Below are 22334 nucleotides of genomic sequence, written 5' to 3' on the forward strand. Positions count from 1 at the left end.
CTTTATCCCAAACACCTCTTAAGGTTAATAAACCATTAATCATACCTCCCCAAGATGGGGCAATCAACATCACAGAGAAAACAACTCCTAAATTCTGAGCCCAGTCAGGTAAAGCAGTATATAATAAGTGGTGAGGTCCAGCCCAAATGTAAATGAAGATTAACGACCAAAAGTGGATAATTGATAATCTATAAGAATATACAGGACGATTTGCTACTTTAGGTACGAAGTAATACATCATTCCTAAAAATGGTGTAGTTAAGAAGAATGCTACCGCATTGTGTCCGTACCACCATTGTACTAAAGCATCTTGAACACCTGCATAAATTGAATATGATTTCATTCCTGATAACGAAACAGGTAGTTCTAAACTGTTAAAGATGTGAAGTACCGCAACTGTTACAAATGTTGCAATGTAAAACCAAATAGCCACATAAATATGACGTTCTCTTCTTTTAATAATGGTTCCAATCATGTTGATACCAAAAACTACCCAAATAAGTGCAATTGCAATATCGATTGGCCATTCTAATTCAGCATATTCTTTAGAAGTGGAATAACCTAATGGTAAAGTGATGGCTGCAGCAACTATAATTAACTGCCAACCCCAAAAATGAATTTTACTCAAAAGGTCGCTAAACATTCTTGCTTTTAATAAACGCTGCATTGAGTAATAAATACCTGCAAACATTGCGTTTCCAACGAAGGCAAAAATAACTGCATTGGTGTGTAAAGGTCTTAAGCGTCCAAAACTTAAAAACGATATGCCGCTGGTTAAGTTTGGAAACAAAAATAGGAAAGCTAAAATAAGCCCCACTAACATCCCCACTACACCAAAGACTATACTAGCGTAGAGGAAATTCCTTACAATTTTGTTGTCGTAATAAAATTGTTGCTTCTCCATAATTAGATTGATTTTTGTTTTTCTGTTTGTATTAATTTGTTAGGATTTTCTTTTTTCACTATTTCATCATCAAATAACATTCTGACCGATGGTGTATAGTCATCATCGTACTGTCCACTTTTAACTGCTTTTATAAAAGCACCTAAAAAGACAATCGCTACTACTATACTAATTGTGATTAATAAATAAATGACACTCATACCTTAAATTGTGTTAACAAAGTTACTTCCACTCGTTTTTATAAAACATGATTTTTATCATGTATTAAAATTTTCTTAAATTTAATAAATTTATTTCTTTCCAGCATACAAATTTGTAAGAATTGTTACAAAACTTACAATTGTTATTGTACTGAGCGGCATTATAATAGCTGCTACAATAGGATCTAAAGCTCCAGTTACGGCATAACTTAGTCCTACAACATTATATAATAAAGAAAGTCCAAAACTCATATAAATCGTCTTCATTGCATTCTTAGAATATTGCATAAAAAAAGCAATTTTATCGAATTGTGTTGCATCTAAAATCCCATCACACGCGGGAGAGAACACATTTACATTTTCAGAAATAGATAATCCCAAGTTACTTTGCGCTAATGCGCCAGCATCATTTAACCCATCCCCTACCATCATGACATTTTTGCCTTCTTTTTGTAATTGTTCAATGTATTGTAGTTTTTGCTCGGGTTTTTGATTGAAAACTAAAGTAGTTTTCGCTGGCAACATTTTTTCTAAAATTCTCTTTTCACCATCATTATCACCCGATAGAACCACCAAATTGTAATGTTTAGCCAAATCAGCGAACAATTCCTCTAAACCTTTTCTGTATTGATTATTGAAGACGTAACTTCCTTTGTAAACGCCATTAATTTCCACATGCACTTTGGTTTTCTTATGCGTGTTTTCGGTCATGGTTTTTAGAAATTGTGACGAACCTAATTTTATGGTATTTCCTTCGATTTCAGCGAAAATTCCTTTTCCAATAATTTCTTCAAAACTTGAAGTTTCTACTTTTTCTTGATTTGGAATAAAATCGTATAATCTTCTACTTAATGGATGATTCGAACCACGTAAAACGTTTTTCAATAGTCTTAATTCGGAAGCATTTAATTCGGTTCCTTCGTAAGTAATTGCTGTTTTTTTATTGGTTGTAATCGTACCTGTTTTATCGAAAACAATCGTATCTACTTTAGCCAATTGTTCTACAACTAAAGCATTCTTCAAATATAATTTTCGCTTGCCTAGAATTCGCAACACGTTTCCTAATGTAAACGGAGCCGTTAATGCCAAAGCACACGGGCACGCCACAATCAAAATCGCAGTGAAAACATTAAAAGCGGTTTGAACATCTATGAAAATCCAATAAGTAAAGGAAACGACCGCTAAAGCCAATAAAGCTGGCGTGAAATAACGACTGATTCTATCTGTTATATTTTTGTGTTGTTGCTCTACTCTTTTTTGGAAGACATCGTTACTCCATAATTGGGTTAAATAACTTTGGGAAACCGAAAACAATACTTCCATTTCGATTACTTTTCCCATTTGTTTTCCACCAGCGAAGACTTTATCGCCTGATTTTTTCTCAATTGGAACAGCTTCACCTGTTACGAAACTATAATCGATAGATGCTTTTTCGGAAATTAAAATCCCATCTACTGGAATTAACTCTTGATTTCGAATTAATAATCTGTCTCCTTTTTGAATATCATATACTTGAACCGATTCTTCTTCTCCATTTGGTAAAACCTTTGTAATTGCAATTGGAAAATACGATTTATAATCGCGCTCAAACGAAAGGAAATCGTAAGTTTTCTTCTGAAATAATTTTCCTAATAACATAAAGAAAATCAACCCAGCCATACTATCGAAGAATCCTTGTCCGTAATCGAAAACGATATCTACCGTACTTCTTACAAACATCACCACAATTCCTAAAGCAATTGGAATATCAATATTCAACAAGCCTGATTTCATACTTTTCCAAGCGGAAACGTAATATCCAGAAGCCGAATAAATAAATGTAGGAAGCGACAATCCGAAAATCAACCAACGGAAAAATCCGCGGTATTGGTCAATCCAATATTCTTCTACTTCAAAATATTCGGGAAACGAAAGCAGCATGATGTTTCCAAAACAGAAAAACGCTACTCCTATTTTATAGATTAAAGTTCGGTCGATTTTTTTCTTGCCTTCATCAAAATTTTCTAATGAAATATAAGGTTCGTAACCTATCGAACTCAATAAATAGACGATATCTTTTAAAGAAGTTTGTTCGGGATTAAACGTAATTCGGACTTTCTTTTCGCCAAAATTAACTTGCGAAGCGTTTATTCCTGATTGAAGTTTTTGTAAATTTTCCAGAATCCAAATACACGAACTACAATGTATATGAGGAATGTAGAGTGAAACAATGTGTGTTGTACGCTCTTGGAATTCCAATAATTTAGTAACAATTTCTTCATTGTCTAAAAAGTCATATTTGCCCTGAATGTCTTGTGGAGTGGCGCCGGGTGCTGCCTGAAAATCATAATAACACGTTAAGTCGTTTTGACTAAAAATTTCGTATACGGTTTTACAACCATTGCAACAAAACTTCTTTTCGTCAAATACAATCTCGTCTTTTTTTACTATTTCATTACCACAATGGAAACAATTTTCTGTGTCCATATAATTTGCTCATTTTACCTGTGACAAAGTTCTTTTATAAATATAAATCAAAATATGATAATTGTCATACATTTTTGTAATTTTGTAAACACATTAAACAAAATCTTACTATGGGTAAATGCGAACAGTGTATTGTGAGGCAATTTAGTTCATTAAAAGCCTTAAATAAAGATGAATTAATTCGTATGGCCGAATGCAAAACATCTTACACTATAAAAAAAGGGGAACCTATCTTTGAAGAAGGAGAAGTAACTAATGGTATTTACTGCATCAAAGATGGCGTTTGTAAATTGTCTAAATTAAGCGATAACGGAAAAGACCAAATTGTAAAATTGGTAAAACCAGGCGAATTATTAGGCCAACGTTCGATGATTAGTGACGAACCTGCTAATTTAAGTGCTGTTGCTTTAGAAGATATGGAAGTTTGTTTTATTCCTCGTAGCGAAGTCATGCAATTCTTTACGCAAAACAATCAGTTTTCAATGAATGTGATGCGCACTATTTGCGATGATTTAAAAGGAGCCGATGATCACATGGTAAACATGGCACTAAAAACGGTTCGCCAACGTTTAGCCGAAACTTTAATTTACTTAGAAGATACCTTTGGTAAAAACGAAGATGGTAGCTTACGTATCCAACTATCTAGAGAAGAATTAGCGGGAATGATTGGAACCGCAACTGAAAGTTGTATTCGATTGTTATCTGAGTTAAATAAATCAGATTATATTGAATTAACGGGTAAAAAGATTACACTGTTAGATAAAAATAAATTAAAACGATTAACATAAGAGAATCCGCTGAAGAGCGGATTTTTTGTTGGGTGAAATTGTAAGATTTTTTAGTGTTTTTGGAGAAAGATACTTTGCAGTGCATCTGACATTTTGATGATAAAACTAGCGTAGAATCACATAATTTAAGACTCGAAATGAATAAATTCAAAATATTTACAAAGACAAAAAAATATCACTTTACAAAAGTGGACACTTTGCTAGCACTAATGTTTTTACTTATATTAATTTATTGGACTATTTCATCATTTACAGATGAAAATCAATTAACTTTTTTTAAAGAATTAATATTGGGATGCGTTGTTATTGCAATATTTATTTTATTTCTACTGAAACTGACATTTTTTTTGAGAAAAAAACCAATTATTGGAAAGTTTGATGGTTACCTAGAATTATATAGTGACAAAATAATAGCAGGCAATAAGACATTTTTAATAGATTCAATAAAGAAAATAGAAATCAACGGAGGTGATTATTATGGTCAATTAGAAATATCTGGATATGTTGATCCAGATGGTAGCGTTAAAAACGGAACAACGAATTTCATTGAAATAATTCTTCATAATAATGAAAAATTTAAATATAACTTTCAACAAGTTTTTGAACATGACATCTTAAATGTTAAGGACACATTGATTGAATACTCTAAACAAGGTAAATTACACTTTTTAAATTTAATCGATATTTTGAATATATCAGATTATAACGAAATTCAAGAATTCAAAAAGAACTTCATTCAATACAGGTAACTTTTGCCAAATCAGATTAGGATTATATTCAATTCCAAAAAAAATCCGCTCATCAGCGGATTTCTTTTTATTCTGTTGGTCCTTCCCAATTAGAAAATCCACCTACTAAGTTAAAGGTATTCTCAAAACCTAATTGTTCCATGGCGTTACAAGCATTGGCACTACGTACACCAGCCGCGCAATACACATAATAGTTTTTCGATTTGTCTAACTCCTCTACTCTATAGATAAAACCTTGTCCTTTATAGATATCAATATTAATAGCACCTGGAATATACCCATCGTTAAATTCGTCTTCGGTACGAACATCTAATATAACACCGTTTTCATCTTGCAAAAACTGGTTCCACCATGTATTTTGATCTAAGTTTGTCATTGTATCTTTTTTTCCCAAAAGTACTATCAAAAAATGCAATTTTAAAACTTTAACAAAAATTTATCAAACATTTGTACATACAAATAAAATAGTTAACTACATTTGTACATACAAATTTTACAACATCAAATGAGAATAGAAGAAATCATAAAACCTAACTCGCCATTGGCACTAGAGAAGAAAACATTACTGAATGTAATGTACACTCAAAATGTCATTTCGGAAAAGTTTAATGAGATATTAAAGCCATTTGACCTTTCCCCTGAACAATTTAATGTGTTACGCATCTTAAGAGGTCAGAAAGGAAAGCCTGCTAACATGTGTATGATACAAGAACGCATGATAGCGAAAACCAGTAACACCACACGTTTAGTTGACAAATTGTTATTAAAAGAATTAGTGCTTAGAGAAGTTTGCCCAATCAATCGCCGTAAAATGGAAATTACCATTACAGAGAAAGGTTTGGAACTTTTATTGCAGTTGGATCCTTTAGTGGAAGCTCACGAGCGCTCTTTTTCTCACAATTTGACTGTTGCAGAATTAGAATTATTAAACGAATTGCTTGAAAAATTTAGAAATTAAAACCCAAAAATTACTATGACAAATTTTATAGAAAATCAGAAATGGCGTTATGCTACTAAAAAATTCGATGCTAACAAAAAAGTATCAGCATCAGATTTAGAAACTTTAAAAGATGCAATCCAATTGAGTTCGTCTTCTTATGGTTTACAATTATATAAAGTATTTATTATCGAAAATCCAGAAGTTAGAGCGCAATTACAGCCAGTTTCTTGGGGTCAATCACAAATTGTTGAGGCTTCTCACCTGTTGGTATTTGCTAATGTAGTTGATGTACAAGAAAAACATATTGACGAATACGTTCAAAACATTGCACAAACTAGAGGCATTTCAACTGAAGACTTAAAAGGGTATTCTGACTTTATGAAATCTAAAATTGTGCCGTTGCCAGTGGAGCAAAAAGCAGTTTGGACTTCAAAGCAAACGTATTTAGCTTTAGGAAATCTTTTAAATGCTGCAGCTGAATTAAAAATTGACGTTACGCCAATGGAAGGTTTTGAACCAGAAAAATACAATGAAATTTTAGGATTAAACGCATTAGGATTAAACGCTTCATTAGTAGCAGCTGTTGGATACCGTCATGAAGATGACGCAACGCAACACTATGCAAAAGTTAGAAAACCAAAACAAGAATTATTTATTACTATTTAATTATAACCTTTAACATTTAAAACAATTTAAACATGAAAAATTTCAAATCAATCGCTTTAGCTCTTGTAGCTTTCGTATCATTTGCAACTAATGCACAAACAAGTAAAAAAGTTGATGCTTCAAAAAGTACTATCAACTGGGTTGGTAAAAAAGTAACAGGTTCTCACGAAGGTACAATTACTTTAAAAGAAGGAACTTTAATTTTCAAAGGGAAAAAATTAGTAGGTGGAAACTTTACAGTTGACATGACTACTATTAATACAACAGACTTAGAAGGAAAAGGAAAAGCAAACTTAGATGGTCACTTAAAATCGGATGATTTCTTTGGTGTTGAAAAATTCCCAACTGCTACTTTAGTTATCAAATCTCTTGGAGAAAAAGGTAATGGCGTTTACGCTGTAACTGCTGATTTAACAATCAAAGGAAAAACAGAATCTATTAAATTTGATTTAGCGGTTGCTGCAAATTCAGCTACAACTACATTAAAAGTAGATAGAACTAAATATGATATCACTTATAAATCTGGAAACTTTTTCAGCGATTTAGGTGATAAAGTTATTTATGACGATTTTGATTTAACTGTTAAGTTAGCGTTCTAATTACGTGGGAAATATTGCTATGAAAAACAAAAAAGCCTTGTTGTAATTCAGGGCTTTTTTTATTTGATACTATTTCAACACATACAATAAAAAAAGCTCCGAGTTTCCTCGAAGCTTTCCAATGTTAAGGGTGAAAGACGGGTCTCGAACCCGCGACCTTCGGAACCACAATCCGACGCTCTAACCAACTGAGCTACAATCACCATTTGTTTTGCGAGTGCAAATATAGGGGTTTACTTCTATCTTGCAAAGATTTTTTTTACTTTTTTACTACAATTTTATTTCAAATCGCCTAAGCTATTGACAGCCAAATATCTTTCAGTAGTAAAACCTTCTGCATACTCTACTCCAACTAGCCTTCCAAGGTCTTGAGCACGATATTTTACACTATCTAAAAAGTTTTTTGAAGTAATTGGTGAAACCGGTTCTTTTGAATTTGGATCATAAAACTGCGAACCATAAGCCAACACAGAATCCATTTTTTTATCCATAAATTCCGAAATATCTACTACAAAATCAGGTTCAATATTTTGCCATTGGATGTAATGATACACTACTTTTGGTCGCCATGCTTCTTGCGCGTCGCCATTTAACTCGGTTTTAATTTGGCGTAAACCTGATAGAAAACAAGCATCGCTAACTAATTTACTTCCTTTTCCATGATCAATGTGTCTATCTTTAACGGCGTTACACAAGACGATTTCAGGTTGGTATTTGCGAATCATTTCAATTACTTTCAATTGATGTGCTTCATCATTTACGAAAAAACCATCACGCATATCTAAATTCTCACGCACCACAACTCCTAAAATCTCTGAAGCCTTAGCCGATTCCGAATTACGAATTTCCACCGAACCACGAGTTCCTAACTCACCACGAGTTAAATCGATAATCCCGACTTTCTTTCCAAGGCTAACTTCTTTGGCAATCGTGCCGCTACAACCTAATTCTACATCATCTGGATGCGCTCCAAAAGCTAATATATCTAATTTCATTTTTAGTTTATAAGTTTATCGTTTAAGAGTTTAAAAGGTTTTGGAAACTAAAATATTTCTCATGGTCATGGATTTGTTTTCTGTTTCAATAAATTCCTTTTCAGGATTGCTGTCTTTTGTGATGCCACAACCTACGTAAATAGTTACAACATCATTTTCTACTTCTAAACAGCGTAAATTTACGAATAAATCGGTTTGATTGTCTTTATTGTATTCACCTAAAAATCCCGCGTAATATTTTCGATTATAACCTTCATTTTTCAGAATAAAATCGATGGCTTGTACTTTGGGTAAACCACAAACCGCTGGTGTTGGATGTAACGCTTTTATCAAATCATTCGCTTGAAAATCAGGAGTTAATTCACCCGAAATAAACGATTTTAAATGCGCTAAATTTCCAGCTTTAACTGTTTTAGCATCAGAAACAATAAGATTATTTATTTTATCTTTTACTTTAGTTACAATATAATCCGTTACAAATTGTTGTTCTTCGATTTCTTTGGTGGCCCAAATTACATTTTCCGAATACAATTGTGTTCCTGCTAAAGCCACCGTTTCAAACTGATTTTGATTGATTTTTACTAATTGCTCTGGCGTAGCTCCCATCCATAAACCAATTTTAGGATGAAAAAACAAATAGCGAAAAGCCGTTGGATAAGTTGAAATCAAGCTCTGAAAGGTTTCAATAATTGAAATTTGCTCTTTTAAAACTATTTTTCGAGACAAAACTACTTTATCAAATTGACCTTGTTGAATAGCCAAAACTCCTTTTGAAACTAAATCTTCAAAAGCCTCTTTTTGATTACTTTCAGAAGTGAAATTTTCAGTAGATTTTTTCTCTAAATTTTCAAGATTTCCTTGTGAAAAGGTATTCCCTTCAAACGGAATTATGACTTGATTTCCTTTATGAAATGGCATAAAAACAAATCCGGCTTGACAGATGAAATCAATAATTTCATCATTTTGTTGTACCAGTAAATTCCAAACGTTTTCATTAGGTTTTACATAGCAAACAAACGATTTTTGTTGCGAAAATAAAGCTTGTATTTCTTCAAAAACTTGCATTATTGTCTTCTCGATAATACCATATTGGTTAATTTACAAAGCGAAATTAACTTTCCGTCTTCGTCTACAATTCTAATTTCCCACAAATGAATACTTGCACCTTTATGAATGATTTTTGCCGTAGCTGTTACCATTCCTTCTCTTTTACTTTTCAAGTGATTGGCAGAAATTTCGATACCACGAACTTCTTGCTTTTCTGGATTTACAAACATTAAAGAAGCGGCACTTCCTACACTTTCTGCTAAAGCAACTGTTGCTCCCCCATGTAATAATCCCATTGGTTGATGCACTCTTGGATTTACTGGCATAGTTGCAGTTAAGAAATCTTCACCAGCATCAGTATAAACAATATCTAAGGTATTCATTAAAGTATTTTTGCTCCAATCGTTACACAATTGCAACATTTTTTCTCTATCAAACATCATAACTTTATTTTTTGTAAAATTAATCATTCCGAATAGAATATTTCAACAGATTTAACGTTTTAATAGTTATTTTAATCCATTTTTGATTTTATAGATTTAAAATTAATAATTACATTTACCAAAATTAACTTTACATGCGTCGTTTATTACTTTTAATACTAATTGGATTTGCCGTTTCATTAACTTCTTGTAGAAACGATTTTGAATTTGAATCTAAAACAGGTGGTTTAGAATTTTCAAAAGATACGGTGTATTTGGACACTGTTTTTACTAATATTGGCTCGAGTACTTATACGTTGAAAGTGTACAATAGAAGTAGTAAAAACATTTCAATTCCATCACTTAGATTAAAAGATGGAACAGCATCAAAATACCGTTTAATGGTAGATGGAATGGCGGGGCAAGTGTTTGAAAATGTTGAAATTTTGGCAAAAGATAGTATGTATATTTTCGTTTCGGTTACTGCCGAGGTTGCCGACGCTAATCCTTCCGATTTTCTATATACCGATAAAATTTTATTTGGAGATGAAACCAATCCGAATCATCAAAAAGTGGAGTTGGTTACTCTAATTCAAGATGCTTATTTTATTTATCCTGGAAGAGTTCAAAATCCAGATGAAACCTATACTTATGATGAATTAAATTTGGGTGTCGATGGAGATGGAAATCCTATTTCAATACGAGGTAGATTTTTGGAAGAAACTCATCCAGCAAATGGAAACGAATTGCATTGGACTAACACCAAACCTTATGTTGTTTACGGTTATGCCGCTGTCCCATCGAATAAAACACTTGTCGTAGATGCAGGAGCAAGAGTACATTTCCATGCCGAATCAGGTTTAATAGTGGCTAATAATGCATCTATTCAAGTTAATGGTAGTCCTTCAACTACAGAAGCTTTAGAAAATGAAGTTATTTTTGAAGGCGATCGTTTAGAACCTAATTTTTCTGAAGTTCCTGGTCAATGGGGAACTATTTGGTTTTCACAAGGAAGCACAAATAATCAAATTAAAAATTTAACTATAAAAAATGCAACTGTTGGAATGTTAGTTACCGGAAACGATGAAACTTCTACTCCTACTTTAAATATCGAAAACACACAGATTTACAATTGTTCAAATGTGGGTATTTTAGCCCGAGATGGAAATATAGAAGGAAGAAATGTTGTTATTAATAATTGTGGCCAAATTTCATTTGCAGGAAGTTATGGTGGAAGTTATGAGTTTATTCATTGTACGTTTGCTAATTATTGGCCAACACCAAATCAAACCGCAGTGTTATTGAGTAATGAAAATAATGGTACAACGACTACAACATTGACTAAAGCCAATTTTAAAAACTGTATTATTCATACATCTAGCAATTTTGGAATTGTTTTGAAAAAAAGTAATGAAAATTTTAATTACAAGTTTGATCACTCATTAATAAAGTTTGCCGATTTTAGCAATCAATTTATCAACAATGAACTTTATGATTTTTCTAATATCAATTTATTTGATACTTGCTTAATTGCAAGAAGTTCGACTAACAATAATCCTGATTTTAAAGATGCTAGAAACAATAAATTGATTATAGGAGAAAACTCAGCTGCAAAAGGAACTGCAGATAACACTTACTCTACATTCAATGACATATTAAACAATCAAAGAAACGGTGCAACTGATATGGGCGCTTACAATTGGACCACATTTGATTAATTTAAACTGATCTATATATTATTTTGTTTGTTCTATTTTTTAGAATAAATTTGCACTTTCAACAACACACAAACAACAACACACAATGATTCATTTCTTCGGAAACCAATCCAACACCGTATTTGCGGTTCAAACGCAAAACGAATTATCGACTGAAGACATCAACAAATTAAATTGGCTTTTTGGCAACGCACATAAAATAGAAAAATCCGTATTGTCGGATTTTTTTGTTGGACCACGTGCCGCTATGATTACGCCTTGGAGTACCAATGCTGTAGAAATTACGCAAAATATGGGAATTTCAGGCATCATTCGTATTGAGGAATTTGAAAAAGTAGCTGCCGATTTTAATGATTTCGACCCAATGCTGTCTCAAAAGTATTCGGAGTTAAATCAAGAAATATATACGATTAATATCCAACCAGAACCAATTTTAGATATTGAGGATATTGACGCATACAATAAATCAGAAGGTTTAGCATTAAGTCCAGAAGAAGTGGACTATTTGAATAATCTTTCCACTAAATTAGGAAGAAAATTAACGGATTCTGAAATTTTTGCTTTCTCACAAGCGAATTCAGAGCACTGTCGTCATAAAATTTTCAATGGAACCTTTGTGATTGATGGCGAAGAAAAACCAACTTCTTTATTCAAATTAATTAAGAAAACATCGGAAACCAATCCAAACGATATTGTTTCCGCTTATAAAGATAATGTAGCTTTTGTAAAAGGTCCGAAAGTAACCCAATTCGCACCAAAAAGCGCCGACAAACCAGATTTCTACCAAGAAAAAGAATTTGATTCGGTACTTTCTTTAAAAGCAGAAACACATAATTTCCCAACAACAGTAGAACCTTTCAATGGAGCTGCAACCGGTTCAGGAGGCGAAATTCGTGACCGTTTAGCTGGTGGACAAGGTTCGTTACCTTTAGCAGGAACTGCCGTTTACATGACTTCTTATTCTCGTTTAGAAGAAACGCGTCCATGGGAAAAAGGAATGAAAGAAAGACCTTGGTTGTACCAAACGCCAATGGATATTTTAATTAAAGCCTCAAACGGAGCTTCAGATTTTGGAAATAAATTTGGACAACCCTTAATTACAGGTTCTATTTTAACGTTCGAACATGAGGAAAACAATCGTAAAATTGGTTATGATAAAGTTATCATGCAAGCGGGTGGAATTGGTTACGGAAAATTAGATCAAGCGATTAAAAAGAAACCTACGACTGGCGATAAAATCGTTATTTTAGGTGGAGAAAATTATAGAATTGGAATGGGTGGTGCTGCAGTATCTTCAGCAGATACAGGAGCTTTTGGTTCAGGAATTGAATTAAATGCGATCCAACGTTCGAATCCCGAAATGCAAAAACGTGCTGCTAACGCCATTCGTGGTTTGGTAGAAAGTGACAACAATCCAATTGTTTCGATTCACGATCATGGTGCGGGTGGACATTTAAATTGTCTTTCTGAATTAGTGGAAGAAACCGGAGGATTAATCGATTTAGATAAATTACCAGTTGGCGACCCTACACTTTCTGCTAAAGAAATCATCGGAAACGAATCGCAAGAAAGAATGGGATTAGTAATTGGCGAAAAAGATATTGAAACTTTACAAAGAATTGCCGACAGAGAGCGTTCTCCAATGTATCAAGTGGGTGATGTTACGAATGACCATAGATTTACATTCGAATCAAAATCTACAGGTGTAAAACCAATGGATTATGCTTTGGAGGATTTCTTCGGAAGTTCGCCAAAAACCATTATGACGGATAAAACCGTTGCTACAAACTATTCAGATTTAGAATATTCAAAAGAAAATATAGGAAGCTACTTAAGTCAGGTTTTACAATTAGAAGCCGTAGCTTGTAAAGATTGGTTAACCAACAAAGTGGACCGTTGTGTAGGCGGACGTGTAGCAAAACAACAATGTGTGGGTCCATTACAATTACCTTTAAACAATGTCGGTGTAATGGCATTAGATTTCAAAGGAAAAGAGGGAATTGCGACTTCAATTGGACACTCACCTATTTCTGCTTTAGTGAATCCTGTTGCGGGTTCAAGAACTGCTATTACTGAAGCGTTATCAAATATCGTTTGGGCGCCATTGAAAGATGGTTTACAATCGGTTTCTTTATCAGCCAACTGGATGTGGGCTTGTAAAAATGAAGGGGAAGATGCTCGTTTATATGAAGCAGTAAAAGGATGTTCTGATTTTGCTATTGAATTGGGAATCAATATTCCAACCGGAAAAGATTCACTTTCAATGAAACAAAAATATCCAAATGATGAAGTAATTGCGCCAGGAACGGTTATTATTTCAGCAGCTGGAAATTGTTCAAACATTACTAAAGTAGTAGAACCAGTTTTACAAAGAAATGGCGGAAACATTTACTACATCAACTTATCACAAGATTCGTTTAAATTAGGCGGAAGTTCGTTTGCTCAGGTGTTGAATAAAATTGGAAATGACGTTCCAACGATTCAAAATTCAGAATTCTTCAAAAAAGCATTCAACGTTTTACAAGATTTAATCAAAGACAGAAAAATTAAAGCAGGACATGATATTGGAAGCGGTGGTTTAATCACAACTTTATTAGAAATGTGTTTTGCAGATGATAAATTAGGAGCATTAATCGATTTGACTTCATTAGGAGAAAAAGATACGGTTAAAGCTTTATTTAATGAAAATATCGGTGTTGTTTTCCAAGCGAGTGCTGAAGTGGAAGCAATTTTTGCCCAACATAATATTGAGATTTTCAAAATTGGTTCAGCAATTGATGGCGATGCGTTTACCATTATTAATGGTGAAGATAGTTTGACATTCAGTATTGCAACTTTAAGAGATACTTGGTACAAAACATCTTTCCTTTTAGATTCAAAACAATCTAAAAACGGAATGGCACAAGCACGTTTTGAAAATTACAAAAACCAAAAATTACAATTCACTTTCCCATCGCATTTTACAGGTAAATTACCTGTCATTTCGAGCGGAGTCGAGAAACCAAAAGCAGCAATTATTCGTGAAAAAGGAAGTAATTCTGAACGTGAAATGGCAAATGCAATGTTCTTAGCTGGATTTGATGTAAAAGATGTACATATGACCGATTTAATTTCGGGAAGAGAAACTTTAGAAGATATTCAATTCATCGGAGCAGTTGGAGGATTTTCGAATTCGGATGTTTTAGGTTCGGCTAAAGGTTGGGCTGGAGCGTTTTTATACAACGAAAAAGCCAATAATGCATTGAAAAACTTCTACAAACGCGAGGACACACTTTCAGTGGGAATCTGTAATGGTTGTCAGTTATTAATGGAATTAGAATTGATCAATCCAGAACACGAAGTTCACGGAAAAATGCACCACAATACTTCAAACAAACACGAAAGTGGCTTTACTTCGGTAACGGTTCAGAAGAACAATTCGGTTATGTTATCAACGTTAGAAGGAACAACTTTGGGTGTTTGGATTTCACATGGAGAAGGAAAATTCAAATTACCATATTCAGAAGATAAATATAATATAGTAGCGAAATACGCTTACGAAGGCTATCCAGCGAATCCAAATGGTTCTGATTTCAACACGGCTATGATGTGTGATACTACTGGAAGACATTTGGTAATGATGCCACACATTGAGCGTTCGACTTTCCCTTGGAACTGGGCACATTATCCGGAAAGAGGGCAAAAAGACGAAGTTTCACCTTGGTTAGAAGCTTTTGTGAATGCTAGAAAATGGATTGAAAATAAAAAATAATTTATCCAAACTTTATAAAAAAGCATCTTTTAATTAAGATGCTTTTTTTGTACTATTGTGTAAAATTAAATAATAATGTGGTTTGTCATTCTAAGCGTAATTTGTAGTGTAACTGTTGGGATATTTTTAAAAATAGCCAAAAGATTTCAATTGAATATATTTCAAATTATTACGTTTAATTATTTTTCGGCTTTACTCCTCACCTTTTTAACTTACCAACCTGAATTAACCTTCAAAGAAAAAACGATTCCTTATACGCTTTTCTTAGGATTAGCTATTTTATTACCAATTGTATTTTTAATTCAAGCCAAATCCATTAAAGAAGTCGGAATTGTAAAAACCGATATTGCCCAAAGATTATCGTTGTTTATTCCGTTAACCGCTTCTTACTTTTTATTTAATGAAACGTTTAGTCAACTTAAAATTATTGGTTTTACAGTAGGCTTTTCTGCTATATTCTTCACTTTGAATAAAAAATCAGAAAGTAAATCGGATAATTGGGTTTATCCTTTATTGGTTTTGTTAGGATTTGGAATTATTGACATCCTATTTAAGAAAGTTGCCGTTTTTAAAGATTTTAGTTTTACAACTTCCTTATTCATTATTTTTTGTGGTGCATTTATAATTTCGATTTTATTTCTAATTGGAATAATTCTGGTTCAAAAAGTAAAGTTAGAATCAAAAAATATACTTTGGGGATTGGCTCTAGGAATTTTAAATTTTGGAAATATTTTATTCTATTTAAAAGCGCACAAAGCCTTATCCGAAAATCCGTCAACAGTATTTGCAGGTATGAATATGGGCGTAATTATTTTAGGAAGTTTAACGGGAATCTTACTTTTTAAAGAAAAAATGACTAAATGGAACTATTTAGGAATTTTGCTTGCTATAATTTCAATAATTTTTATAACATTTTCACAATTTTATTAAAATTAGTAGGCAAGCATAGTATTTTATTTTTGTCAAAATACTAACTTATAGATTATCAATTATTTAAAAAATTGTTTAATTAATTTTATTTTTATAATTTGCATAAAATAACAATTGCGAATTATGAATAATATAACACGCTTATTTGACTTTCCTTATCATCAATTAGAAAAGTATAATTTAAAGGATGCTTTAGTTACAAAATACGACGGACAGTGGATAAAAACATCCACTCAAGAGTATTTAGATAAAGCCAATGCTCTTTCAAGAGGTTTACTTCGATTAGGAGTAAATAAAAATGATAAAATAGCCATCATTTCATCAAATAACAGGACGGAATGGCACATTACAGATATTGGAGTTCTTCAAACTGGAGCGCAAACAGTTCCAATGTACCCAACCATTTCTGCTGAAGATTATGAGTACATTTTGAATCATTCAGAATCGCAATATGTTTTTGTATCTGATTTTGAGGTATATGAAAAATTACAAAGTATTAAAGCAAATGTACCTTTACTAAAAGATGTTTTCTCTTATAATGATATTGCAGGATGCAAAAGTTGGAAAGAAATCTTAGAATTAGGAGCTGATACTTCAAACCAACATTTAGTTGAAGATAGAAAAAATAATGTTGCTACAACTGATTTAGCAACAATTATCTATACTTCTGGAACAACAGGAAGACCTAAAGGTGTTATGTTATCTCATCAAAATATAGTTTCCGATGTTTTAATGAGTGCGCCTAGAGTTCCATTAAGAGCAGGTGATACAAGAGCTTTAAGCTTCTTACCTATTTGTCACATCTTTGAAAGAATGTTAACCTATTTATACCAATATTATGGTATATCTATCTACTTCGCTGAAAGTATTGAGAAAATTTCAGATAACTTAAAAGAAGTAAAACCTCACGTAATGTCTGTGGTTCCTCGTTTATTAGAAAAAGTATACGACAAAATTTATGCTAAAGGAGCTGATTTAACAGGAATTAAAAAGGCACTTTTCTTCTGGGCTTTAAATTTAGGTATGGATTACAAACCATATAAACAAAATGGAGCTTTCTACGAATTCAAATTAAAAATAGCTCGCAAATTAATCTTCTCTAAATGGCAAGAAGGTCTAGGTGGCGAATTAGAATTATTAGTTTCAGGAAGTGCTGCGTTACAATCTCGTTTAACAAAAGTTTTCTGTGCAGCTAATATTCCAGTTATGGAAGGTTATGGTTTAACTGAAACTTCTCCTGTAATCTCAGTAAACGACATGAGAAATGGTGGGTTCAGAGTAGGAACCGTTGGAAAAATTTTAAATGGAGTTGAAGTTAAAATTGCAGAAGATGGCGAAATCTTATGTAAAGGTCCAAATGTAATGATGGGGTATTACAAAGACGAAACTCAAACTGCAGATGTTTTAAAAGATGGTTATTTCCATACGGGTGATATTGGTGAAATCGATTCTGATGGTTTCCTAAAAATTACCGATCGTAAAAAAGAAATGTTCAAAACTTCTGGTGGAAAATATGTAGCTCCTCAGATTTTAGAAAATGCTTTCAAACAATCTCGTTTCATAGAGCAAATTATGGTAATTGGTGATGGCGAAAAAATGCCAGCCGCTTTTATTCAACCTAATTTCGAATTTGTTAGAGAATGGGCACATCGCCATCATGATTTAAATGTTGGAGCTTCTAATGAAGAATTGTGCGCTAATTCAAAAGTTATAGAGAGAATTCAAGAAGAAATTGATCACTGTAACGAAAAATTTGGTAACTGGGAAAAAGTAAAACGTTTTGAACTTACACCAGATATTTGGTCTATCGATGCAGGTCACTTAACACCAACTATGAAATTAAGACGTAAAATTATCAAAGAAAAATATTCTGATTTATATCAAAAGATATATGGATAATTTTTTTAAAGCCCACAAATAGTGGGCTTTACTTTATATAAATGTTAAATTTTACAAAAAACACAAAAAATACTATGCGTGCATAGTATTTTTTTTTTATATTTGAAAAAGTTTAGATAGTAATTCTATGAAAGATAAAACAATAGACTATATACTTAGAGCAACTTGGCAAGCAGTTGCACGAATGTATAATGAAGAAGCTGCTAAATATAATGCTACAATGGCAACAGGTTTTGCACTTTTAAGTATTGATAGAGAAAATGGTTCACCATCAACAACTTTAGGACCAAAAATGGGAATGGAAGCTACAAGCTTAACTAGAACACTAAAATCAATGGAAGAACGAGGACTAATTACTCGTAAAAAAAATCCAACTGATGGTCGTGGCGTAATTATACAACTAACCAAAGAAGGGAAAGAAAAAAGAGAACTTTCTAAAGAAACCGTACTTCGTTTTAATGAAACGGTAAAGCAACATATAAGTGAAGAAAAACTACAACACTTTATGGAAGTTGCCGAAATCATAAACGAATTGATTGCAGACAAAAAGATCTATAACGACAAATAAAACAACAAACCTATAAACATGAAACGAAATATTAAAAAAGTTGCTGTTATTGGTTCCGGAATTATGGGAAGTGGTATCGCTTGCCATTTTGCTAATATTGGTGTCGAAGTCTTACTATTAGACATCGCTCCAAACGAACTAACCGAAGCCGAACAGAAAAAAGGACTAACTCTTGAAAGTAAAGCCGTTAGAAACCGATTAGTTAATGATCATTTAGCTAACGCTTTAAAATCGAAGCCTTCTCCTATTTATCATCCAAGTTTTGCTTCAAGAATTTCTACTGGTAACACTACTGATGATATGTCAAAAATCGCAACTGCCGATTGGATTATTGAAGTAGTTGTAGAAAGATTAGACATCAAGAAAATTGTTTTTGAACAAGTTGATAAATATAGAAAACCAGGAACTTTAGTAACATCAAACACTTCTGGTATTCCAATTCAATTTATGAGCGAAGGAAGAAGCGAAGATTTCCAACAGCATTTCTGTGGAACGCACTTCTTTAACCCTGCTCGCTACTTAAAATTATTTGAAATTATTCCTGGACCAAAAACTTCACAAGAAGTATTAGATTTCTTGAATGGTTATGGTGAAAAATTCTTAGGAAAAACTTCAGTGGTTGCTAAAGATACTCCAGCTTTTATTGGAAATAGAATTGGAATCTTCGGAATTCAAAGTTTATTCCACCAAGTAAAAGAAATGGGATTAACGGTTGAAGAAGTTGATAAATTAACTGGACCAGTAATTGGTCGTCCAAAATCGGCAACTTTTAGAACAGTTGATGTAGTTGGTTTAGATACTTTGGTTCACGTGGCTAATGGAATTTATGAAAATTGTCCAAACGACGAAGCACATGAATTATTCAAACTTCCTGAATTTGTTAACAAAATGATGGAAAACAAATGGTTAGGAAGCAAAACCGGACAAGGTTTCTACAAAAAAGAAGGAAAAGATATCTTAACTTTAGATTTAGATACTTTAACTTACAGACCAAATAAAAAAGCTTCTTTCGCAACTTTAGAATTAACCAAAACGATTGAAAAACCAATCGACAGATTCAAAGTTTTAGTTACAGGAAAAGACAAAGCAGGAGATTTCTATAGAAAAAACTTCGCTTCAATGTTCCAATATTGTTCAAACAGAATTCCTGAAATCACAGACGCGTTCTACAAAATCGACGATGCTATGAAAGCTGGTTTCGGTTGGGAAAACGGTCCATTCGAAATTTGGGATGCTATTGGAGTTGAAAAAGGAATCGAATTGATGAAAGCGGAAGGTTACCAACCTGCTTCTTGGGTAACCGATATGTTAGCTTCAGGAAACACTTCTTTCTATTCTATTAAAGATGGAGCAACGCACTTCTACTCTATCACAAACAAAAAAGTAGAGAAAATTCCAGGTCAGGATGCTTTCATTATCTTAAATAACATTCGCGAAAGCAAAAAAATATGGAACAACAGCGATGCAATCATTACCGATTTAGGTGATGGAATCATCAACTTAGAATTTACCTCTAAAATGAATTCTATCGGTGCTGGTGTTTTACAAGGAATCAACAAAGCTATTGACATTGCTGAAAAAGAATACAATGGTTTAGTTATTGGAAATCAAGGTGCTAATTTCTCTGTTGGAGCAAATTTAGGAATGATTTTCATGATGGCTGTAGAGCAAGAATATGACGAATTAAACATGGCCATCAAAATGTTCCAAGACACGATGATGCGTTGCCGTTATTCTGCAATTCCAGTTATCGCTGCTCCTCACGGAATGACTTTAGGTGGCGGTTGCGAATTAACTATGCACGCTGACCGAGCTGTTGCCGCAGCAGAAACATACATCGGATTAGTAGAATTTGGTGTTGGAGTAATTCCTGGTGGTGGTGGTTCTAAAGAAATGGCTTTAAGAGCTTCTGATTTATTCCGTAAAAACGATGTAGAATTGAATGTTTTACAAGAATATTTCTTAACTGTTGGTATGGCAAAAGTAGCTACTTCAGCTTACGAAGGTTTTGATACGGGAGTTTTACAAAAAGGAAGAGATATCGTAGTGGTAAACAAAGACCGCCAAATTGCAACAGCTAAACAAGTGGCTTTACAAATGGCAGAACAAGGTTATACGCAACCAGTAAGAAGAAAAGACATCAAAGTATTAGGAAAACAAGCATTGGGAATGTTCTTAGTGGGAACTGACCAAATGGAAGCTGGTAAATACATTTCTGAACATGATAAGAAAATTGCTAACAAACTGGCTTATGTAATGGCTGGTGGCGATTTATCAGAAGCAACTTTAGTTTCTGAACAATATTTATTGGATTTAGAAAGAGAAGCATTTTTATCATTAACTGGGGAAAGAAAATCTTTAGAAAGAATTCAGTACATGTTAACCAAAGGGAAACCATTAAGAAACTAAGAAATGAGAACAGCATATATAGTAAAAGGATATAGAACAGCAGTTGGAAAAGCTCCAAAAGGATTATTCCGATTCAAAAGACCTGACGAATTAGCAGCAGAAACCATCGAACACATGATGAAAGAGTTGCCTGATTTCGACAAAACACGTATTGATGACGTGATGGTAGGAAATGCCATGCCAGAAGCTGAACAAGGTTTAAACGTTGGTCGTTTAATTTCTTTAATGGGATTAAAAATTACCGATGTTCCTGGAGTTACAGTAAACAGATATTGTGCTTCTGGTGTAGAAACTATCGCAATGGCAACAGCTAAAATTCAATCAGGAATGGCAGATTGTATCATTGCTGGTGGTGCAGAAAGCATGAGTTACATTCCAATGGGAGGTTACAAACCAACACCAGATTACAAAGTGGCTGCTGCAGGTCACGAAGATTATTATTGGGGAATGGGATTAACGGCTGAAGCAGTTGCAAAACAATTTAACGTTTCTCGTGCTGATCAAGATGAGTTTGCTTATCAATCACATATAAAAGCGTTAAAAGCACAAGCAGAAGGCAAATTTGATAAACAAATTGTTCCTATAACTGTAGAACAAACATTTATCAATGAAAACGGTAAAAAAGAAACCAAATCTTATGTAGTGAATAAAGACGAAGGTCCAAGAGCTGGAACTTCAGTAGAAGCTTTAACAGGATTACGACCAGTATTCGCTGCTGATGGTTCGGTTACCGCTGGAAACTCTTCACAAATGAGTGATGGAGCGGCTTTCGTTTTAATCATGAGCGAAGAAATGGTAAAAGAATTAAACTTAGAACCAATTGCAAGAATGGTTAGCTACGCTGCTTCAGGAGTAGAACCAAGAATCATGGGTATTGGACCAGTTACTGCTATTCCAAAAGCATTAAAACAAGCGGGACTAAAACAAGATCAAATCGATTTAATTGAATTAAACGAAGCTTTCGCAGCACAATCATTAGCAGTTGTGAGAGAATTAGGTTTAAATCCTGAAATCGTAAATGTTAATGGTGGAGCTATCGCTTTGGGTCACCCACTGGGTTGTACTGGAGCTAAATTATCCGTTCAATTGTTTGACGAAATGCGCTTGAGAAACAGCAAATACGGAATCGTTTCAATGTGTGTTGGAACAGGTCAAGGTGCTGCAGGAATTTTTGAATTTTTGAAGTAAAGCCCCCTAACTCCCAAAGGGGGAATATGGATTGTGGTTATACATTATACTGAAATACTATAAAAAAAATTATATTGTAAAATTTAAACCCTATT

General features: G+C 33.3%; 19 protein-coding genes and 1 tRNA gene. 12 read left to right on the forward strand and 8 right to left on the reverse strand.

Translation table 11 applies throughout. The annotated features are described in order from the left end of the window. The 3 genes from B4I81_RS09300 to B4I81_RS09310 all read right to left on the reverse strand — a co-directional run. Window positions 1–904: cbb3-type cytochrome c oxidase subunit I (locus B4I81_RS09300; RefSeq protein WP_291109955.1), on the reverse strand; the 904-nt coding region annotated here is incomplete at its 3' end. A 2-nt stretch (window positions 905–906) separates the two neighbouring features. Next, the gene (ccoS, locus tag B4I81_RS09305) at window positions 907–1104 is read right to left on the reverse strand and encodes a cbb3-type cytochrome oxidase assembly protein CcoS (protein ID WP_026726106.1); all 198 of its coding nucleotides are present in this window, start codon (window positions 1102–1104) and stop codon (window positions 907–909) included. Between the two features lie 90 nt (window positions 1105–1194). Continuing rightward, on the reverse strand, window positions 1195–3570 hold the full coding sequence (locus B4I81_RS09310) for a heavy metal translocating P-type ATPase (RefSeq protein ID WP_291109958.1): 2376 nt from the start codon (window positions 3568–3570) through the stop codon (window positions 1195–1197). A gap of 110 nt (window positions 3571–3680) precedes the next feature. On the opposite strand from B4I81_RS09310, the gene B4I81_RS09315 reads away from it, so the two are divergent. Then, complete coding sequence (locus B4I81_RS09315) at window positions 3681–4358, forward strand: Crp/Fnr family transcriptional regulator (protein ID WP_291109960.1); 678 nt, start codon at window positions 3681–3683, stop codon at window positions 4356–4358. 137 nt (window positions 4359–4495) lie between these two features. Continuing rightward, complete coding sequence (locus B4I81_RS09320; protein ID WP_291109962.1) at window positions 4496–5107, forward strand: hypothetical protein; 612 nt, start codon at window positions 4496–4498, stop codon at window positions 5105–5107. A 67-nt stretch (window positions 5108–5174) separates the two neighbouring features. Here the strand turns inward: B4I81_RS09320 and B4I81_RS09325 are convergent, their stop codons facing one another. Then, on the reverse strand, window positions 5175–5483 hold the full coding sequence (locus B4I81_RS09325) for a rhodanese-like domain-containing protein (protein ID WP_291109964.1): 309 nt from the start codon (window positions 5481–5483) through the stop codon (window positions 5175–5177). Between the two features lie 129 nt (window positions 5484–5612). Here B4I81_RS09325 and B4I81_RS09330 point away from each other — a divergent pair, with 129 nt between their 5' ends. From B4I81_RS09330 to B4I81_RS09340, 3 genes are read left to right on the forward strand one after another with little or no spacing between them, the layout of a single operon-like run. Then, on the forward strand, window positions 5613–6065 hold the full coding sequence (locus B4I81_RS09330; protein WP_291110020.1) for a MarR family winged helix-turn-helix transcriptional regulator: 453 nt from the start codon (window positions 5613–5615) through the stop codon (window positions 6063–6065). A gap of 15 nt (window positions 6066–6080) precedes the next feature. Next, a complete protein-coding gene (locus B4I81_RS09335) occupies window positions 6081–6713 on the forward strand; it encodes an NAD(P)H-dependent oxidoreductase (RefSeq protein WP_291109965.1) in 633 nt (210 codons plus the stop codon). Window positions 6714–6745: 32 nt separating this feature from the next. Beyond that, a complete protein-coding gene (locus B4I81_RS09340; protein ID WP_291109967.1) occupies window positions 6746–7312 on the forward strand; it encodes a YceI family protein in 567 nt (188 codons plus the stop codon). A 128-nt stretch (window positions 7313–7440) separates the two neighbouring features. On the opposite strand, the gene B4I81_RS09345 is transcribed toward B4I81_RS09340, so the two are convergent. The 4 genes from B4I81_RS09345 to B4I81_RS09360 form a co-directional block, all read right to left on the reverse strand. Then, a tRNA-His gene (locus tag B4I81_RS09345) sits at window positions 7441–7516 on the reverse strand. Between the two features lie 74 nt (window positions 7517–7590). Then, on the reverse strand, window positions 7591–8307 hold the full coding sequence (gene bshB1 / locus B4I81_RS09350; protein ID WP_291109969.1) for a bacillithiol biosynthesis deacetylase BshB1: 717 nt from the start codon (window positions 8305–8307) through the stop codon (window positions 7591–7593). Between the two features lie 30 nt (window positions 8308–8337). Then, entirely contained in the window at window positions 8338–9372 is a 1035-nt protein-coding gene (locus B4I81_RS09355; protein ID WP_291109971.1) for an isochorismate synthase, read from the reverse strand. Beyond that, window positions 9372–9797, reverse strand: a complete 426-nt coding sequence (locus tag B4I81_RS09360) for a PaaI family thioesterase (protein WP_291109973.1) — start codon at window positions 9795–9797, stop codon at window positions 9372–9374. The genes B4I81_RS09355 and B4I81_RS09360 overlap by 1 nt, the downstream gene beginning before the upstream one ends. A 134-nt stretch (window positions 9798–9931) precedes the next feature. Here B4I81_RS09360 and B4I81_RS09365 point away from each other — a divergent pair, with 134 nt between their 5' ends. From B4I81_RS09365 to B4I81_RS09395, 7 genes are all read left to right on the forward strand, one after another. Then, window positions 9932–11494, forward strand: a complete 1563-nt coding sequence (locus B4I81_RS09365; RefSeq protein ID WP_291109975.1) for a right-handed parallel beta-helix repeat-containing protein — start codon at window positions 9932–9934, stop codon at window positions 11492–11494. An 85-nt stretch (window positions 11495–11579) separates the two neighbouring features. Then, complete coding sequence (purL, locus tag B4I81_RS09370; RefSeq protein WP_291109978.1) at window positions 11580–15245, forward strand: phosphoribosylformylglycinamidine synthase; 3666 nt, start codon at window positions 11580–11582, stop codon at window positions 15243–15245. Between the two features lie 150 nt (window positions 15246–15395). Further along, the gene (locus B4I81_RS09375) at window positions 15396–16175 is read left to right on the forward strand and encodes an EamA family transporter (RefSeq protein ID WP_349678573.1); all 780 of its coding nucleotides are present in this window, start codon (window positions 15396–15398) and stop codon (window positions 16173–16175) included. Window positions 16176–16298: 123 nt separating this feature from the next. Further along, on the forward strand, window positions 16299–18074 hold the full coding sequence (locus B4I81_RS09380; protein WP_291109982.1) for an AMP-dependent synthetase/ligase: 1776 nt from the start codon (window positions 16299–16301) through the stop codon (window positions 18072–18074). Window positions 18075–18201: 127 nt separating this feature from the next. After that, a complete protein-coding gene (locus tag B4I81_RS09385; RefSeq protein ID WP_291109984.1) occupies window positions 18202–18642 on the forward strand; it encodes a MarR family winged helix-turn-helix transcriptional regulator in 441 nt (146 codons plus the stop codon). Window positions 18643–18660: 18 nt separating this feature from the next. Then, entirely contained in the window at window positions 18661–21051 is a 2391-nt protein-coding gene (locus tag B4I81_RS09390) for a 3-hydroxyacyl-CoA dehydrogenase/enoyl-CoA hydratase family protein (protein ID WP_291109986.1), read from the forward strand. A 3-nt stretch (window positions 21052–21054) separates the two neighbouring features. Next, the gene (locus B4I81_RS09395) at window positions 21055–22239 is read left to right on the forward strand and encodes an acetyl-CoA C-acyltransferase (RefSeq protein WP_291109990.1); all 1185 of its coding nucleotides are present in this window, start codon (window positions 21055–21057) and stop codon (window positions 22237–22239) included. The last annotated feature ends 95 nt before the right edge of the window (window positions 22240–22334 follow it).

It is taken from the genome of Flavobacterium sp. UBA6195 (assembly GCF_002422095.1).
GTDB lineage: Bacteria > Bacteroidota > Bacteroidia > Flavobacteriales > Flavobacteriaceae > Flavobacterium.

Excerpts from the sequence above, each read along its gene's own strand:
- ccoS (WP_026726106.1), bottom strand. The coding sequence starts at position 1,104 with ATGAGTGTCATTTATTTATTAATCACAATTAGTATAGTAGTAGCGATT.
- B4I81_RS09310 (WP_291109958.1), bottom strand. The coding sequence starts at position 3,570 with ATGGACACAGAAAATTGTTTCCATTGTGGTAATGAAATAGTAAAAAAA.
- B4I81_RS09315 (WP_291109960.1), top strand. The coding sequence starts at position 3,681 with ATGGGTAAATGCGAACAGTGTATTGTGAGGCAATTTAGTTCATTAAAA.
- B4I81_RS09320 (WP_291109962.1), top strand. The coding sequence starts at position 4,496 with ATGAATAAATTCAAAATATTTACAAAGACAAAAAAATATCACTTTACA.
- B4I81_RS09325 (WP_291109964.1), bottom strand. The coding sequence starts at position 5,483 with ATGACAAACTTAGATCAAAATACATGGTGGAACCAGTTTTTGCAAGAT.
- B4I81_RS09330 (WP_291110020.1), top strand. The coding sequence starts at position 5,613 with ATGAGAATAGAAGAAATCATAAAACCTAACTCGCCATTGGCACTAGAG.
- B4I81_RS09335 (WP_291109965.1), top strand. The coding sequence starts at position 6,081 with ATGACAAATTTTATAGAAAATCAGAAATGGCGTTATGCTACTAAAAAA.
- B4I81_RS09340 (WP_291109967.1), top strand. The coding sequence starts at position 6,746 with ATGAAAAATTTCAAATCAATCGCTTTAGCTCTTGTAGCTTTCGTATCA.
- bshB1 (WP_291109969.1), bottom strand. The coding sequence starts at position 8,307 with ATGAAATTAGATATATTAGCTTTTGGAGCGCATCCAGATGATGTAGAA.
- B4I81_RS09355 (WP_291109971.1), bottom strand. The coding sequence starts at position 9,372 with ATGCAAGTTTTTGAAGAAATACAAGCTTTATTTTCGCAACAAAAATCG.
- B4I81_RS09360 (WP_291109973.1), bottom strand. The coding sequence starts at position 9,797 with ATGATGTTTGATAGAGAAAAAATGTTGCAATTGTGTAACGATTGGAGC.
- B4I81_RS09365 (WP_291109975.1), top strand. The coding sequence starts at position 9,932 with ATGCGTCGTTTATTACTTTTAATACTAATTGGATTTGCCGTTTCATTA.
- purL (WP_291109978.1), top strand. The coding sequence starts at position 11,580 with ATGATTCATTTCTTCGGAAACCAATCCAACACCGTATTTGCGGTTCAA.
- B4I81_RS09380 (WP_291109982.1), top strand. The coding sequence starts at position 16,299 with ATGAATAATATAACACGCTTATTTGACTTTCCTTATCATCAATTAGAA.
- B4I81_RS09385 (WP_291109984.1), top strand. The coding sequence starts at position 18,202 with ATGAAAGATAAAACAATAGACTATATACTTAGAGCAACTTGGCAAGCA.
- B4I81_RS09390 (WP_291109986.1), top strand. The coding sequence starts at position 18,661 with ATGAAACGAAATATTAAAAAAGTTGCTGTTATTGGTTCCGGAATTATG.
- B4I81_RS09395 (WP_291109990.1), top strand. The coding sequence starts at position 21,055 with ATGAGAACAGCATATATAGTAAAAGGATATAGAACAGCAGTTGGAAAA.